The sequence below is a fragment of the Paenibacillus liaoningensis genome (assembly GCF_059609455.1).
In genome coordinates this window covers 82,523-99,052 of the sequence record NZ_JCAALU010000013.1, presented here as the reverse complement: position 1 = coordinate 99,052, position 16,530 = coordinate 82,523, and the positions used below count along the sequence as shown (strand labels likewise).

11 protein-coding genes are annotated in these 16,530 nt (G+C 51.3%); all 11 read right to left on the bottom strand.

The window, feature by feature from the left end; translation table 11 throughout:
- Positions 1 to 12: 12 nt before the first annotated feature.
- Positions 13 to 2,157 (bottom strand): RHS repeat-associated core domain-containing protein, encoded by a 2,145-nt coding sequence (locus AC6B99_RS20650; protein WP_496664209.1) that lies wholly within the window; start codon positions 2,155 to 2,157, stop codon positions 13 to 15.
- Between the two features lie 177 nt (positions 2,158 to 2,334).
- On the bottom strand, positions 2,335 to 2,760 hold the full coding sequence (locus tag AC6B99_RS20645) for an SMI1/KNR4 family protein (RefSeq protein WP_496664109.1): 426 nt from the start codon (positions 2,758 to 2,760) through the stop codon (positions 2,335 to 2,337).
- Entirely contained in the window at positions 2,761 to 3,276 is a 516-nt protein-coding gene (locus AC6B99_RS20640) for an HNH/ENDO VII family nuclease (RefSeq protein ID WP_496664108.1), read from the bottom strand.
- 171 nt (positions 3,277 to 3,447) lie between these two features.
- Positions 3,448 to 3,972, bottom strand: coding sequence for a hypothetical protein (locus AC6B99_RS20635; protein WP_496664107.1), 525 nt, complete (start codon positions 3,970 to 3,972; stop codon positions 3,448 to 3,450).
- Between the two features lie 5 nt (positions 3,973 to 3,977).
- The gene (locus tag AC6B99_RS20630; protein WP_496664106.1) at positions 3,978 to 10,091 is read right to left on the bottom strand and encodes an RHS repeat-associated core domain-containing protein; all 6,114 of its coding nucleotides are present in this window, start codon (positions 10,089 to 10,091) and stop codon (positions 3,978 to 3,980) included.
- A gap of 33 nt (positions 10,092 to 10,124) precedes the next feature.
- A complete protein-coding gene (locus AC6B99_RS20625; protein ID WP_496664105.1) occupies positions 10,125 to 10,532 on the bottom strand; it encodes a DUF4280 domain-containing protein in 408 nt (135 codons plus the stop codon).
- Positions 10,529 to 11,098 (bottom strand): hypothetical protein, encoded by a 570-nt coding sequence (locus tag AC6B99_RS20620; RefSeq protein ID WP_056043513.1) that lies wholly within the window; start codon positions 11,096 to 11,098, stop codon positions 10,529 to 10,531. The genes AC6B99_RS20625 and AC6B99_RS20620 overlap by 4 nt, the downstream gene beginning before the upstream one ends.
- Positions 11,095 to 12,243, bottom strand: coding sequence for a pentapeptide repeat-containing protein (locus AC6B99_RS20615; protein WP_494881531.1), 1,149 nt, complete (start codon positions 12,241 to 12,243; stop codon positions 11,095 to 11,097). The genes AC6B99_RS20620 and AC6B99_RS20615 overlap by 4 nt, the downstream gene beginning before the upstream one ends.
- 119 nt (positions 12,244 to 12,362) lie before the next feature.
- Positions 12,363 to 13,790, bottom strand: coding sequence for a phage baseplate assembly protein V (locus tag AC6B99_RS20610; protein ID WP_056043506.1), 1,428 nt, complete (start codon positions 13,788 to 13,790; stop codon positions 12,363 to 12,365).
- Positions 13,790 to 14,419 carry a hypothetical protein gene (locus tag AC6B99_RS20605; protein ID WP_155973650.1) on the bottom strand — a complete coding sequence of 210 codons (630 nt, stop codon included), beginning with the start codon at positions 14,417 to 14,419 and terminating at the stop codon, positions 13,790 to 13,792. The genes AC6B99_RS20610 and AC6B99_RS20605 overlap by 1 nt, the downstream gene beginning before the upstream one ends.
- A 481-nt stretch (positions 14,420 to 14,900) precedes the next feature.
- On the bottom strand, positions 14,901 to 16,472 hold the full coding sequence (locus tag AC6B99_RS20600) for a 2-isopropylmalate synthase (protein WP_496664104.1): 1,572 nt from the start codon (positions 16,470 to 16,472) through the stop codon (positions 14,901 to 14,903).
- Between the last annotated feature and the right edge of the window lie 58 nt (positions 16,473 to 16,530).

The following is a 16,530-nucleotide window of genomic DNA, read 5'->3' as shown; positions in this document are numbered from 1 at the left end:
AATTTACAAACCCTAGAACTCTTCTGGGAAGGAAGGATTATAAGGTTTTCCAGGCAAGCCTTTCCTATAAGAACCTCCATGCCAACGGTTGAAATGTTCTTTTACTGTTGCAGGATAAATGATTTCCCCTTGATTTGCTAAATGAGGATACTTTGAAACACTATATGCATGATGTCCTGTAATAGTTTTTCCATTATGTGTAGGAACTTTGTTGCTGAGTATATCATCTCTCTGCTGTTGTGACCAATTTCTAGTTGTTGGTTCCCCCTTTTTAATTCTTAGTTTCTCTTGTTGCCAAAACTCTTTAACTCCAACATCTCTCCTAGCAGCAAGACGTTTGTTCCATTCGAGCCGCTTATATTCCTCTTTTGTAATCGTTCTATTATCGACCTTAGCTTCTAGTTTCTTCTTGGTTTTATGTCCTAGTTGCTTATATGGGCTTGGCTTAGGAGATAAATCAAGTCCTGCGTCATTCGCCCTCGTATTTATAACATTATCAGTACAACTACTAATTGCACTCAAACCAAACGGATCAATCAAACTCACCGGATCGCCATTCACATACCCAAACCGGTTGAAGGTCTGCCCTTCTACAATGCTTCCACGCAGCACATCCCGGTTCAAAAACCGCTTGATGCCGGTATGGTAATACCGCGCCCGCATGTAGTAAAGGCCGTTCGGATCGGTCATGACGCCGTCTCGTCCATTATAGCAAAACGGCTGCCGCGTTGCCCCTTCGTGATGCTCCCGCTCTCCGTACAATCCGTACGTATAACGGTCTGTCACGCGCCCGTTCTCATCCGTCAGAAGCGTCGTACTGCCGCGCAAGTCATAATGATAGCTCTGGTAGCGACCCATGCTGTCTTCTCGACCAATAAGCCCTTCCGCTCCATACACAAAATAAGCCTTCGTCTCTCCGCGCCCATCCTGCTCCAGCAGCACCCGGCTCAGCTCTTCCACCTGATCCGTCACATAATGTGTCGTCTGTCCGCGCCATGTCACCGACATGCGCACTTGCTCGGCATCGTAGGTGTAGCTGGTTCGTCCAGCCTGCGTCAGACGATTCCGCGCATCGTACCGATATGTCGCTGTCTCTGCCTGAACATCCTTCTCCAGCACCATGGGCAATACGAGCAGATTCCCGTCCGCATCATATACAACGTCCTTGCCGTTCACCGTCGCGAGGCGATTATCCTGCGCGTAGCTCATCGTTGTCGCAGCCAGCGGCGCTTCGCCCGCCTCTGTCAGGTTGCCGCCTAGGTCGTAGCTGTACCACAGCTTGCGTCCCAGCATCGCTCCGCTCACAAGGCGGCGCAAATTATCGTAGGTGTACTGCTTTTCTTCCTCTTCCACCAGTTGGCCCAGCTCATTGTAGGTCATGCGATACTGCTGCAACATGACGCCCTGACGGTTAATATCCCACAGCCGCACCAACTGGCCCTGCACATCATAGCTCCGCTGCTCTATACTTCCATTCGGACGTTCGGTGCGAATCAGCCTGCCGTTCACATCATAGCTGTAACGGGTCACCCGTCCACGCCAGTCCTTCACCTGCGTCATCTGGCCTGCAAGGTCATACGAATACGTTACTTGCTTGCCATCGGGATACATCATGACCCGTAAATTGCCCGTTTCATCATACGCATAACGAATCGTCTGTCCATGGCTATCCTGACAGGAGGTGAGACGCCCCAAAATATCGAACGTGCGCCGCTTAACAACGCGCCCTTCTTCTTCTACCCGAATAACATGCCCATCGATATTATAGCTGAGGCCAATTTGCCCCGCTTCATCCTTTATGGATTTTAATTGGCCTGCGGCATCATAGCCATACGCTGCCTGTTGGCCTCGGGCATTCGCCCTTCCCTTCAGCCAGCCGCGATTGTCATACGAGAAGCGCAGGACCTCGCCTGTTCCATTCTCCTCCTGCTCCAGCAGACCGCTGCGATCATACGACAGCTTCGTTTCATTGCCATTCGCATCCGTATAGCTCGTAATTTGCCCTTCGCCGTCATAGCTCTGGCGATACGTCGCTTCGTCATGCTCCATGACCTCCGTGATTCGGGCCGCCGCATCGTAAGCAAACGTCGTCTGCTGCCCTACAAAAAAATTCCGGTAACTTTTCGTCTGCCAGCTTAACTTGTAATAAAAAAACAGATCGATTATGGTTAGTTGTGACCATAATCGACCTGTATAAAATTCCGTTAAATGTAGATAGTTTATTGCTCAGCATTCCATCTTTTTACCTTTAGACCAATTACTAGTGGTAAGCTAACCATTCTCTATTCTGAGCAATTCTTGTTCCTCAAATTTCTCAACTCCCTCATCCCTACATCAATTAAAATAATCTTTCAAAAAATCGTAAAAAGATGACCATGATTCTTGCAATTCGCCTTTTTTCAACAATTCATCTCCACCCTCAAAATTAACCTTGTAAACTCTATCTGTGTTACTATCAAGAACAAGCACCGCGTTAGCTGACATCTCACTCAATACAAGGTACTGTTTTGGAAATTTGTGCTCATTTCGCGTGATTAGTGTATAAGATTCAATATTATTTTTCTCTTCAACAATATCTAGCAATTCAAAAGGTACTGACTCTTCCCAAAATGGTCCAGTATACCTTCTGTAAAATTCAAGAAATGTATCTGATACATTCACACCCAAACGATTTAAAGATTCCTGTACTACTGTTTTATTTTGACGCTTATATGTCACTTCATCAAGAATTTGTTCCAATTTTTCAGGTAAGTTACTCATTTAATTACCTCCTAATTCGTTAAGTCCTCTTCTCTTCCAATAATTTATTGAGTCTACTTTCTGAAATGCTTCTCTTGTTGCTTCATCCATGGGGTAAAAAGGATTAAGTTTTCCCTTATATGGATGTAATGGCGCCCTTTTTGCGTTACTAATATTATGATATCTTGTAGATGCTTCAAATAATGGACCTATACCTTTTTGTTGTGAATGGTGCAATGTCGCTACACTACCTGCATCATCTAAAATAGGAGCCAATCCATGTTTTGCAGCAGCCTGTGCATTCGTTAAACCGCGCCCCTTTCTAGCTCCGCTCGTTCGAACCATATTCCATTCAATATCACTACGCTGGTAAGCCTTATAGGTAAATCCTGTTCCATTCTTTCCAGCATTGTACTCAACGCTTCTTGTGAAATACTTATTATTTTTATAATCCTTTAGGTGACGATAGGTTTCTCCATCCACCCCATCTTCACAGCTACTCATTGCGCTCAATCCAAACGGATCAATAAAACTCACCGGATCGCCATTCACATACCCAAAGGAGTTAAGAACCTAGGTGCAAGAAAAAAGCTCATTCCTCCCCAAAATTCCAGTTAGAATAAGCTTTTCAATAATATAATTCGTATTAGAACATTTTCCCTCTTTAAAAACCTTGAATGATCATAGACCACTCAAGGTTAAAAGTTGTTAAAATTTCTTTTTTTCAATTATTTTCAAACTTTTGAAATCCGATGCTGGATTTACTCTTGAAGCATAGATAAATGGACTTTCTAATACTGATAATTCAAATATTTCTACATTGTAACATTTAATAAATACTCCTAGAGTTTTTATTATTTCATTAACATTAATACTTAAGTAATTTTCACTTGGAATCGAAATTGCGACAAACTGATTATCCAAGCTTTTATTAATACAAACAAGAGAAGTGTAATCAAATGCTGCTTGCGTAAACTCCTTAGGAAGAGAATAAACGGATATTATTTCTAGTTCATCTCCCTCACTTAGTGATTTTTCAAGCTTCTGTTCTGTCCTCTTGAGTGTAGTTAATTTCCCAGATTTAAACACTTTGCCAATAACGCCAAGATGGGTTGAAGGAAACCCCAAATCCTCATTAATTTTCAAAGCAGTCTGATACCAATCCCATAACTCTTCACCTTTGGCGTTAATTTCGCCATATAAAACTATTGTTGTTTTTAATTTACTCTCCATAAACATCACCTTTTTTTTATAGGTAAAATTTGAATGCTTCCAGCTCTATTTCCTAGCTGTTTTCTATTATCAATCATTCGTTGTGTTAGTGCAGCTGGGTCATCTGTTTTACTCGGAACTTCATACTGGTTTATTTTACCATCAGACTTAACCACCATAACATCTGGTCGATTTGTTTTTGCTCCAGGAACTTCATTCTGTAAACCTTTATTCAAGTATACCTTAACAGTATCTGCCTTTTTAGCTTCTTCAACTGCTTTCCTCTTACTGGCAAACCAGTGCCCTTCCGTTTTATTGCTATGAGGTTTGCTAGGAAGTACAATTTTATCTTTCCATGCTTTACATCCACTCAACGCTTCCAGCCCAAACGGATCAATAAAACTCACCGGATCGCCATTTACATACCCAAACCGGTTGAAGGTCTGCCCCTCTACAATACTACCGCGCAGCACATCCCGGTTCAAAAAGCGCTTGATGCCAGTATGATAATACCTCGCCCGCATGTAGTAAAGACCGTTCGGATCGGTCATTACGCCGTCTCGTCCATTATAGCAAAACGGCTGCCGCGTTGTCCCTTCGTGACTCTCCCGCTCTCCATACAATCCGTACGTGTAACGATCTGTCACACGCCCGTTCTCATCCGTCAGCAGCGTCGTGCTCCCACGCAAGTCATAGTGATAGCTCTGGTAGCGGCCCATCGCGTCTTCTCGACCAATAAGACCTTCCGCTCCATAGACAAAATACGCTTTCGTCTCGCGGCGTCCATCCTGCTCGACCAGCACTCGGCTCAGCTCTTGTACCTGATCCGTCACATAATGGGTCGTCTGCCCACGCCACGTCACCGACATGCGTACTTGCTCGGCATCGTACGTATAGCTGGTTCGTCCAGCATGCGTCAGACGATTACGCGCATCGTACCGATACGTCGCTGTCTCTGCCTGTACATCCTTCTCCTGCACCAGCGGCAAAACGAGCAAATTCCCGTCTGCATCATACACGACTTCCTTGCCGTTTACCGTCGCGAGGCGATTATCCTGCGCGTAGCTCATCGCTGTCGCAGCCAGCGGCGCTTCGCCCGCCTCTGTCAGGTTGCCGCCGAGGTCGTAGCTGTACCACAGCTTGCGTCCCGGCATAGCTCCGCTCACAAGGCGGCGTAACTTATCGTAGGTGTACTGCTTTTCTTCCTCTTCCACCAGTTGACCCAGTTCATTGTACGTCATGCGGTACTGCTGAAGCATGACACCTTGACGGTTCACATCCCACAGTCGCACCAACTGGCCCTGCACATCATAGCTCCGCTGCTCTATACTTCCATTCGGACGTTCGGTGCGAATCAGCCTGCCGTTCACATCATAGCTGTAACGGGTCACCCGTCCACGCCAGTCCTTCACCTGCGTCATCTGGCCTGCAAGGTCATACGAATACGTTACTTGTTTCCCGTCAGGATACGTCATGACACGCAAATTGCCCGTTTCATCATACGCATAGCGTATCGTCTGCCCATGGCTGTCCTGACAGGAGGTGAGCCTCCCCAGCATGTCGAACGTCCGCCGCTTAACCACGCGTCCTTCTTCTTCTACCCGAATAACATTCCCGTCGATATTGTAGCTGAGGCCAATCTGACCCGCCTCATCCTTTATGGATTTTAATTGGCCTGCCGCATCATAGCCATACGCCGCCTGCTGGCCTCGCGCGTTCGCCCTTCCCTTCAGCCAGCCGCGATTGTCATACGAGAAGCGCAGCACCTCACCTGCCCTATTCTCCTCCTGCTGCAACAAACCGCTGCGGTCATACAACAGCTTCGTTTCATTGCCATTCGCATCCGTATAGCTCGTAATTTGCCCTTCGCCGTCATAGCTCTGGCGATACGTCGCTTCGTCATGCTCCATGACCTCCGTGATTCGGGCCGCCGCATCGTATGCAAACGTCGTCTGCTGCCCTTTCGCGTTTTCCTTCACGGCAATCTGTCCCGCTTTGTTAAAACGGTAACGCGTCGCTTGACCAAGCGCATTGATTTCCGCCACCCGATTGCCTGCCGCGTCATAATCGAGCTGCGCGATTTGCACTCCACTGGCATCCCACATAGCGTTTACTCGGCCCAGCCCATCATAGCCAAAACGCTCCGTCCTTCCGAGCGCATCCGTAACGGCAACCAAATTGTCCGCTGCATCCCACTCATACTGCGTCTGCCCGCCGCGCGCATCCGTCTGCGCCACCAGCCGCTCCTCGGCATCATAACGGTAGGCGGTCACCTGTCCGAGCGCATCCTTTTCACGCTCCAGCAAACCATTCGCATGGTATACATAGACGGTTGCCGCACCAGAAGGCAGCGTCTCCAGCGTCTTTCGATCGAACGCATCATAGCCAAAAGCATATACCCGTTTCAACGGATCGATGATCTTCACCAAATTATCATTCGCATCATACTCGCGTAATATGGTTCCACCTGTTGGATAGCCTAGGCTGGCAACCCGCCCCGACAGGTCATATTCCACGACCATCATACGCTCTTCGCCGTCTTTTATTTGCAGGACGCGTCCATCCGGGCCGTAAGCATACGAGGTCGTTACACCGTTAAAATCGACGTAGCTTTCCCGCTGTCCGTTCGCATTGTACGTCATTTTGGCTACTGCGCCATCCGCGCGGAGGATTTCAGCTAATCTTCCCCCGCTATCATAGGCATAAGCGGTCGTCCGCCCTTCCTCATCCGTTTCACTCACGAGCAGTCCCTGCTCGTCGTAAACGTAGCTCGTCTCATGGCCTAGCGCATCCGTCATGCTGACCAGCTGCCCATAGTCATCATAAGCCATCGCAACTGCGCTGCCATCCGCCTGCGTTTCCGATATCAGCTTGCCCTGCTCGTTGTACGCCAGCTGCACGAGGCTGCCGTCCTTCTGAATGATCTCCACCAATTGAAGCTGATCATCATGCACCAGCACTTCAACCGCGCCCAGCCGATCTGTTGCCGTCGTAATCGTGTAGCCAAAGCGGCTTTCCACATCATAGTCCAAATACGCGATGGCGCCGGATGCATCCGACTGGCTCGTAATGCGGCCAAATTCATCGAACGTATTCTCGTATTGAACCGCTCCGCCTACACTCATCCGCGCAAGCTTGCCATTCCAGTGGTAGCCGATGTCCGTCTCATTGCCATTCGCATCGATATAACGCGTCATTTGATGCGAGGCATTATATTGCATTCGAATGATTCGCTTGCCCTCGCTCACGCGGCTGAGCAGCCCCTGCGTATCGTAAGTCAGCTTCAGCGCTTGCCGTGTAATCGCATCCGTTAAGCTGGCAAGCCGTCCCTGCGCATCATAACGCATTTCCAGTGCCTGTCCATGAGCATTCACCCATTTCAATGCCTGGCCTGCCAGGTTAAAATAAATCTGCTCCTGCGTTTCACGCTGCCACAGCACATAGCCTTCCGGCTCCTGCCGCAGCTCCTCGCCCAGCACATCGCTATCCGCACTGCGATAAACCCCGTCTGCCTGTCTTACAAAACGGTTGCGGCGGCTTTTCGTCCGCCAGACCGTAACACCTGGCGGATTAGCATCGGCAATAGGCTGCTTCGCAAGCAGCACCTTATCAAACGCTGCTTCCCCCTCATTGCTTGCCACATAATCTGTTACCACACGATCGGCTGCCACTGCCACATCCGCTTCATCTTCCTCAAACGTAAGAGCCAGCTCAAAGTTATGCGTCCATACCGCGCCCATCGCTCCGCCCGTTTCCAGCAGCGAATGGTAATGCATCTCGAACGTCCAAGTATCCGCGCCATACAGCTTGAGAGCGGGATGAATAATAAATTGCCCGCCTGAGCCCGCATGGATCGGGTCATTTTTACAGCTGCGCTTATCCGCCTTGCTCGGATCTTTCTTGGCAGATTCCTTTTTCGCCTTTTTCTGCTTCTCCTGATTCAGCTTCTTCGATGGTTTGCTTGGGCTGTTATTGCTGCCTTTCCCTTTGCCCTTGCTATGGCTCTTCGCCTTCCCTGAGCTTTTCCCTTTGCCTTTCCCGCGTTTTCCTTTCCTTTTCTTGCCTCCGCCGAGATAGGACAAATACGCCAGATTTTCAAGGCCCGTCTTCTCCAAAACATAATCCATCGCCATATCTCCGGCAAAATCCAGCGCTTGCTCGACGCCCGGCAGCTTCATTACCTTTTTGAGCTTCTGTACCTGCTCCAGCTTGTCCAAATTGCTGCCGACCTTGCGCGCTGCCGTCAGCACCTTGCCGTCTACCGCCTTAATGCCGCTCACCATCTGCTTCGTGAAAGCCGAGGTTGACTTAAACGCCTTTTGCGCCGCACTCAGCGTCTTGCCGGTAGCTTTAGCCGCATTAGCGGCTTTCATCATCGCTTTGCCGGCTTTGGCGGCATTTTTCGCCATTCTCGCTCCCTTGAGCGCCGGCCCTGCTCCTGGCACAATGCAGGATGCCATAGACATCGCCGCGCCCAGATAGTCGCCGCGTCCAACTGAAATCGCCGCATTCGCCACGTTCGCAACTACGCCAAGCCCCGGCACACAGCCGGCAATATCCAGCCCGACCTGCACGACATCAAGCAGCGTGCCGAGCCAGCCGCCTTTTTTCTTCGGCTCCTCCGGCTCTGGAGGCGGCGGCTCGGGCAGCGGTACCGGCAGCACTTCCTCCTCTTCGAGATCCTCTACGACGACGGGAGCAAAATACGTGCCGACCAGCAGCAGCTCATCGGCAAGCACATCCGTGTCGCCATCCATCACAATGCTGCTGTTGCCGCAGACGAGATACAGCCCTTCCTGCGCCGTAATCGCCAGCTTCGTCTCCGAGGAAAGCTCAATCGGCTGCTCCGATTTAATCGCAATCGCCGTATCGCTGCGAATTTCAATGCCGTTCTCCTCATGCAGCTGAATGAACAGCACGCCTTCCTGCGCAATGAGCGACAGCTCCTGCCCGGCGAGCTTCATTTCCTTGCCATATGGGGTCGTCCATGACTTGACGCTGGAATCGGCCATTTTCGGGGAATCCTGCCCACTCTTGCGCACCGAACTGAGCGCCATCGCCTCCCCTTCCTGGCGGCTTGGAAAATACACCTGCACCGCATCGCCCTGCTCCGGCATGCAGTGCATGCCGGTCCCATCCTCCGATGCGTATACCGATGCGTACGGAAGCCAGCTGGCTTCCTCCTGCTTTTGCTCCGCATCCACATCCAGCTGCACGCGCACGGCCGCGTTTTTCACCTCAAGAATTCGCCCTTCGAGCGCTGCGCCTACGACCTGCTCATTAAACAGCTCGCTTTGGCGAATGCCGGATGGGGGCAGCAGCTTATAGGTAAAGACGAGCAGCGCCTGCCGCAGCTCCGCCTCCACCTCGGCAACAGCCAGCTCGCGCCCTTTTACCACTACGCGATCACCGATTTGCAGCACCTGCTCGCTGACGACTTCATAGCCGAGAAAGTCCTGCTCGCTTAACGACTCTCCCTCGCCCAGAGCAGCCGCCTCCCGATAGGGCGACAATGTTTTGGCAATCGTATAACTATGCAGCGGAAGCTCCACGAGCCGCCCTTCGCCTAAACCGAACCAGAACTTAGGCGATGCCGCGGCAGCCTCCGGCACCAGAACAGCGCCAAAGCGCGAGGCCATACGCTTGAGGAAAGTCCAGTCCGTCTCCTCATACTGCAGCGTCAGCTCGCCCAGCTTTTCCTTGTGCGCCGCCTCATTTATCGTATCGGCCCTCGGATATGCCGCCAGCACCGTCTTCAGCAGCTCATCATACATCATTTCCCCATGCTGGAAGGAGCGCGTATTGCGCTCCAAATCCATGCTGCTCGTATGCGACAGCACCGTGAGCTCGAACGTATATACGCTGCGGATCGCCCGCACCAGAAAGCTCGCGACGGTGCCACTGAACAATATCCGCACCATGCCGCCTTGCTCATCCACCTGATGCAGCTCGACCTGGTCCTGCTCGCTGACGAGCTGCAAATCCTGATCCTCCCGCTCCTCCGGCAGGATGCCGCTTACCCATAAAAGGGCATGCTCATTGACGCGTTTCTCGATGCGCAGCCCTTGAATTTGCTGCACGGCATACGGCCATTGCAGGCGCAGCTGCTCGTAGCCGATGGCCTTTTTTTCCGTGGACATTCCATAGCCCCCCTTCCTCTGACAACCGCATGCCTATACGCCCTGCCCGTCATCTTCAATTGAGATCGTGCCGCAGTACAAGCATGAATTTTTGGAGCAGCTGAGCAGCGCAGGGAGCCCGCCAACCTTTGTTTCTGTTTTGCCATTCGTCCATGGCAGCGCGATGATCGGCGTGCACGGCGCAATGCCGCCAGCCGAGACGACAGCCGGATTCGACTGGCTCATGCACCGTTCAAAAGGCATAATGTTCGTCCCCAGCATATAATCGCCAATATTGAGCTGCGCTTGCTTTTGGATATAAACCCCATGGCTGAGAGGCGTTTTAAGACGCATCCGCTTCGTCCCCCAATTGCAGGAGATGATTGCGCCCGCTACGACGTAGCTTTCTGACGCCCCTTGGCCCGCTATAATCGTTGCCGACTCGTTTCCACCACCGCTCATCCCCATCGCTCCTCTTCGGATAATTGAAGCTGCACCTTCGTAAATCGAATGCCCGCCACTTCCCTGCGCAGCAGACTTTCTGCCACCCCAAGCTGCACGAGCGTCACATCCTCACGCAAGCCGCCAATTTTCAGAAACGGATGCTTGCCTGCTTTAGCGGAATCAACTACCAGCCGTTTGCAGGTCCCATCGGGAAAAAATTCAGTTTGCGCAGCTAGGCAATGGACGAGCGGACGCTCCAGCAGCCAATACGAGGCTTGTATGCCGCTCCCCGGATCGACAAGCACGACCGAACGAAACAACGCGCGCGGCGCATACTTTGCCAACACCTCCTTCACGAGGTCCGAGACGAGCGGGGCAGGCTTTTGGATAAAATCGACCGCAACAACCCGCTTCTGCTGCATCAGCCGCAGCGGTGCTATACTTTGGGAGCCATCCGGTTTGAAAAACAACGCTCCTCCCTTAGGGCCGGCCAGCGCCTCCGCCAGCACCCCTTCGCTGTCCATCGGACGAATGGCATCAGCCACTCGCTGATCCTGCGTCATAATGAATAAGCCCTTCCTCATGCTCCGCCGTCCTCCTCTATCCATATGGCCTGTGCCAGCTGCTCCTCGCTGAATGCAGCCTGGCTGCGGGCACTAGCACTAAACAGCGCCTGCTCTATATTCGCTTGCTCGAATACGGCGCCAGCCAAATTCGCCCCGATGAAGCTTGCTCCTTTCACATTAGCGAGCGTAAAATCCGCTCCGCTCAAATCCGCGCCATTAAATCGCAGCGGCACAAAACCCGGATGCTCCCATACGAAAGGATCTCGCATTCCGCTAGGCCCGCTGCAATAGCTGAAATCCGCTCCCTGCAGCTCGCTGCCGCGAAAATCCGCTTCGCACAGCAGCGTGTAGCGAAAGCTGGCCTGCGTGAGCTTGCTTAAGCTAAGCTTAGCTCCGACCAGCGCTGCCCCTTCAAACGAGCTGTGAGAAAGGTCGCTGCCACGAAAATCGCTATAGAGCGCTTGAATGCCCGCATAATCGCCCTGGGCCAAATCCAGCTCTGCAAACACCTCATAGGTGTAGGTCAGCTCCTGCTTTTGCTCCAAATAAGCGCGAACCTCGGCAGCCTCTTTTTGGCAAAAATCCTCCTTGTACACCGTCTCGCTCTGGTCCATGTACTCGCCCACGCGAACCTCGCATTCCACTTCCTTCTCCAGCTCCCTGTAGGCTTTCAGCTTCGCCGCCTCCGGCATCGCATAGCGGATTAAGCTGATGACGTAGCGATGCGCCTGCACCGCAGTCCTCAGCCGAACTGCCTCTGCCTGCAGCGCAGCCTCTGAATCGGAGAAGTAGCCCCTGGCCTCGGCCAGAAGCTGCTGCTCCAGCCCAGCCAGATCACTAAAAGCCCAGCTTGCATCATAGCTGCCATAGCAGCTGTTTTCATCCATATACCATGTTCGATCCGTTGCCTCGGCCATATAAAGCGGGCTGCCCGCAAGCAGCTCCGTCCGCAGCAGTGAATAGGTGATATGCCCCAGCTTTCCCTGCAGCCCCTGCTGCTGCCTTCCTCCGATATAAAGGCATAGCTGCTCAAACGATTGCACGAACAGCTCCGCAAGCCGTTCCTTGTGTGCTGCAAAATACCGCTCCAACGCCAGCAGCGCCCGCTGGCTTAGCTCATCAGCCACCTGCTCCTCAAATAGCTCGAGCCGATTTTCCTGCATGAACCGCTCCCCTTTCGTCTATTGAATGCCCTGTTTCTTATGACTTTTCTCGTAAGCTCTCCCCTTGCTTGTGTAGGTTGGTTTTCTGCTTGGTTTGCATTTTCCGCTCTAATTGGCCTTTAATTCGTCTTGAGCTCCTTGCCCTTAATCGTCGTATTGCCGTCCATCTTGATCAGGCTTTCCTTGCAGGTCAGGCTGATTTCATCCTTGGCGGAAATGAGCACCTTCTGCTGAGAATCAATGGCGATGTCTTCCTCGGCTTTGATTGTAATTTTCTTCTTGCTTATAATTTCAATGCCGCCTTCGTCGCTGAGCCGGATGAACACCTCGCCGTCCTTGCCGGTAATAATAATTTCCTCAGGCGTCATTTTCAGTTCTTTGCCCGCTGGCGTGCGAAAAAACTTATGATCGGGATTGCCCAGCTTGTTATGCTCGCCCTCCTCGACATTTTGCCGGACGGAGCTTGATGCAATGCCGTTCTCTTCCTTGCCGCTCGGAAAATACACCCTGACCTGATCGCCCTTCTCCGGCATGCAGTACCAGCCCGTCCCCCCTTCCGCCGTATACACGGAAGAATAAGGGAACCAATAAGCTTTGCCGGCGTCCTGCTTCTCGTCAATGTCGAGATGAATTTGCACCGTGTCCTTGGCTATCGCCAGCACCTTGCCTTGCAGCGACGCTCCGGTGAGGGCCGCGGCATAGAGCGGAGGCTGGCTTAGCCCCTTGCCCGAACAGAGCAAATAACGATGCGACAGCATGCCTTCCTTCCACTGGCTGTGCATTTCGCCTACATAAAGCTGCTGCTTTTTGAAGGTGATGCATTGCCCTAAGTCCAGCAGCCACTGCGTCGTTTCAATTTCATAAAAAATAAAGTCCTGCTCCGTCACGCCCTGCATGCCGATTTTGCACATCCGCCGGTAATGCAGCACATCCTTGCGCACGCTGTAGGGCATATCTTCCAGCTTTCCGGCAGCATCGCCATCCGGCGTTCCAAGAAATACTTTAGGGGAATTAAACATCGCCGACGGCATCAAGCCCGCCTGAAACCGGGAGGCCATTCGTTTGAGAAATGCCCAATCCGTCTCCTGATATTGCAAGGTGAACTTTCCAAGACTCGCCCCTTGCGTTGCCGTATCCAGCACATCCATGCCGGGATAGCTCGCAGCCATTTGATCAATGAGCGCCTTGTACGTCATGCCCGTATCCTGATAGGAACGGGTATGCTTCTCCAGATCAAGCTGGCAAGTATGGGACAGCGCCTCCACCTTCAGCACATAAACGTCGCGTACCGCCTTAACCTCAATGCGCTGCACCAAGCCATAAAATAACGGGGACAATCCGCCCTCTTCATCCTTCTGGCTCACCTCAACCTCCGTCTCGGAGTCGGTCATTTCCACGTAGCTGTCCTTCAGCTCCTCCGACACAATGCCGGTAAACACCAGCTTCGCATGCTCATTGATTTTTTTCTCGACGGATAAAGACAGCATGTGGACAAGCTCAAATGGGGCAATCTGCACATTATGCGGGGCAATGATATTCGTGCTCATTATCGGTCACCTTCCTTCTCGGGCAGATGCCATTTTATCGAGGTCAGCATCGCTTCCCCAAGCTTTTTCCAATCATCCATTTCCTCTTCCATGCAGTTGAAGGTGCAGGCGATGGCTCGTCCGTTCAGCTCGGCAATCAGCATCAAATTGTACAGATTGCAATCCAGCGCAGGCGTCAAATAAGCGAAAAAAGCAACCTGCTTCCCGCCAACCTCCCGCATGCCTTCTTGGAACCAGCGCGCTGCAGGCTGCGACCGCTTGAGTACGGCCAGCATCGTTCCGCTGAATTCCTCCACATCATCTGCTTCAATCTCAAAGCCCGTCTGCTGAAAAGCGACGTTAATCGAAGTTTGCTCATTTGTGAAAATCAGCTTAGGCCGCCGCTCCGCCGGATATTTCAGCCTTGCCGTCCCCTCATCCATCACTGTAAACGCCTGCGACAGCACAATCGATGCTTCCCCTCCGGGGATGAAGCGGCGTGCAAACTGGTGACGCTCTCCCTGAACGTGCAGCGTCATCCCTTCTAGCGACGGCGATGGCGAGTCCTCCTCCTTGCGGTCCTTCTCTTGCTCCTCCTTGACTCCTCCGAAAATCATGGCAATGATCTTCTCATCCGCATACTTCATCACATGTCACACTCCCGTTCATTTTCTGAGCTCCCGTACACAGAAATTGCGACCGTGCGCGCCCTTGTATGGATAAAAATCCAACCATTTCTTATCCTATTTTTCTAATATCGGATGGAAAACTGCATAAATTTAGGTTATTAAGCAAATTAAAAGGAAACCTATAGGAAATTTTCATTTTTTACATCAAAAACGGTTATCCACAAAGTTGTCCACAATCCGACGCAAATTGTTAGTAAATTCTGTCGACATTTTCCGACGGAAATAAAGGATTTGTAAACGTTAACGTAATAAATTTTTAATGCCGTCGAATTTCTCAAAAAATTATTCACATTATCCACAATTCCAGTATCGATAAAGTGAAAAAACTATCCACTTTCCACGAACAGCCCATCCCCAGTCAAACCCTTGATTTTACGCATAAAAAAGGACTTATCCACAAAGCTTAATACCCTGTGAATAAGTCCCTTTCTTGAGCTTGCTATTAAATTACATTTTGTTCATTCGCTCGTTTATTAATGGTCAGCATCGCTTGATTGCAGGCTCCCACATACGCCTGCGCGGCTGCATATACAATGTCGCTATGAATCGAAGTTCCACGATAGCGCTCGCCAGCGTGGACAATCGTCACGACTGCCTCGCCATGTGCATCCTCGCCTGTGGACAACGAATGGATTTCCAGATCCTCAAACTCTGCTGCAACGGGGATCGCTTGCTGAATACAGTGAATGACCGCTTCTAGAGGACCTTCGCCGGAACCTGTATAGGAACGCTCGGTGCCCGCATCATTTTCACGAATCGTCACGGTCGCAATACGGGATTGATGACTGCCCGACAGCACCTGCAGATCGGTCAGCATGTAAGGGTCAGGCTGAGTAGCTGTCATTTCGCCAGCGATGCGAATCAGCTCATTATCCGTCACCAGCTTTTTCTCATCGGCTACTTGCTTGAAGCGATTGTATACATTAACCAGCTCCTCGCCTTCTACGGCAATTCCGTATTCGGACAGGCGATGCTTGATCGCGTGGCGGCCGGAGTGTCTGCCCAGCACGATCATGCTGCGCGGAATGCCCATCGCTTCCGGGTCCATAATTTCATACGTATTGCGGTTTTTCAGCAGGCCGTCCTGATGAATGCCAGACTCATGCTGGAACGCATTGCGGCCCACAATCGGCTTATTATACGCAATCGGATAATGCATCGCCCGGCTGACCATCCGCGACGTTTCATAAATTTCGCTTTGATCAATCCGCGTCTCCATTTGCAGAACCGACCCCCGAGTCTCAATAATCATCGCAATTTCCTCAAGCGAACAGTTGCCGGCGCGCTCTCCAACGCCATTGACGGTAACCTCTACCTGCGTCGCACCTGCACGAATGGCTGCCAGACTGTTCGCAGCTGCCATCCCCAGATCATTATGGCAATGAGTACTGTAGCGAACCGTTTCTCCGCCTCTAGCCAGGCGACGGACAGAGCGGAACATATCATCGATTTCGTCTGGCATCGCATAGCCCAGCGTATCTGGCAGATTGATGATTGTCGCCCCTTCGGCGATGGCCGCTTCGACCAATTCTATGACAAAATTGCGATCCGAGCGCGTTGCATCCATCGCTGAAAATTCAATTTCATCTACGAACTGCTTGCCGTAAGCAATCATCTCACGGGCGATTTGCACCACTTCCTGGCGCGTTTTGTTCAGCTGGTGCTGCAGATGAATGTCGGACGAGGAAATAAACAGATGCAGCCTTCTTTTTGCCGCATCCTGCGTCGCCTTGACCGCCGCATCAATATCGACCTTCATCATGCGGGCAAAGCCGGCAATTTCAACATGCTGCAGCTCGCGGGAAATTTGCTGAATCGCTGCAAATTCGCCGGGACTGGAAATCGCAAAGCCCGGCTCGATAACGTCAATGCCCAGCTTGCCCAGCTGGCGGGCGATAATAATTTTACGCTCAGGATCAATGGAAGCGCCCGGAGACTGCTCGCCATCACGCAGCGTCGTATCAAAAATTTGAATTTTTCTCATTCCGTTATTCGTCTCATTTGCCGTTGTCATCGTTATGACCTCCTGAAATTTTAGTTAAATACAGCTGTTGCTGCAACCAAGGTTAAAC

Bases quoted from the DNA above. Each gene is read 5' to 3' on its own strand.
- AC6B99_RS20635 (WP_496664107.1), bottom strand. From the start codon at position 3,972: ATGGAGAGTAAATTAAAAACAACAATAGTTTTATATGGCGAAATTAAC.
- AC6B99_RS20615 (WP_494881531.1), bottom strand. From the start codon at position 12,243: ATGCAGGAAAATCGGCTCGAGCTATTTGAGGAGCAGGTGGCTGATGAG.
- AC6B99_RS20620 (WP_056043513.1), bottom strand. From the start codon at position 11,098: ATGAGGAAGGGCTTATTCATTATGACGCAGGATCAGCGAGTGGCTGAT.
- AC6B99_RS20645 (WP_496664109.1), bottom strand. From the start codon at position 2,760: ATGAGTAACTTACCTGAAAAATTGGAACAAATTCTTGATGAAGTGACA.
- AC6B99_RS20630 (WP_496664106.1), bottom strand. From the start codon at position 10,091: ATGTCCACGGAAAAAAAGGCCATCGGCTACGAGCAGCTGCGCCTGCAA.
- AC6B99_RS20610 (WP_056043506.1), bottom strand. From the start codon at position 13,790: ATGAGCACGAATATCATTGCCCCGCATAATGTGCAGATTGCCCCATTT.
- AC6B99_RS20625 (WP_496664105.1), bottom strand. From the start codon at position 10,532: ATGAGCGGTGGTGGAAACGAGTCGGCAACGATTATAGCGGGCCAAGGG.
- AC6B99_RS20600 (WP_496664104.1), bottom strand. From the start codon at position 16,472: ATGACAACGGCAAATGAGACGAATAACGGAATGAGAAAAATTCAAATT.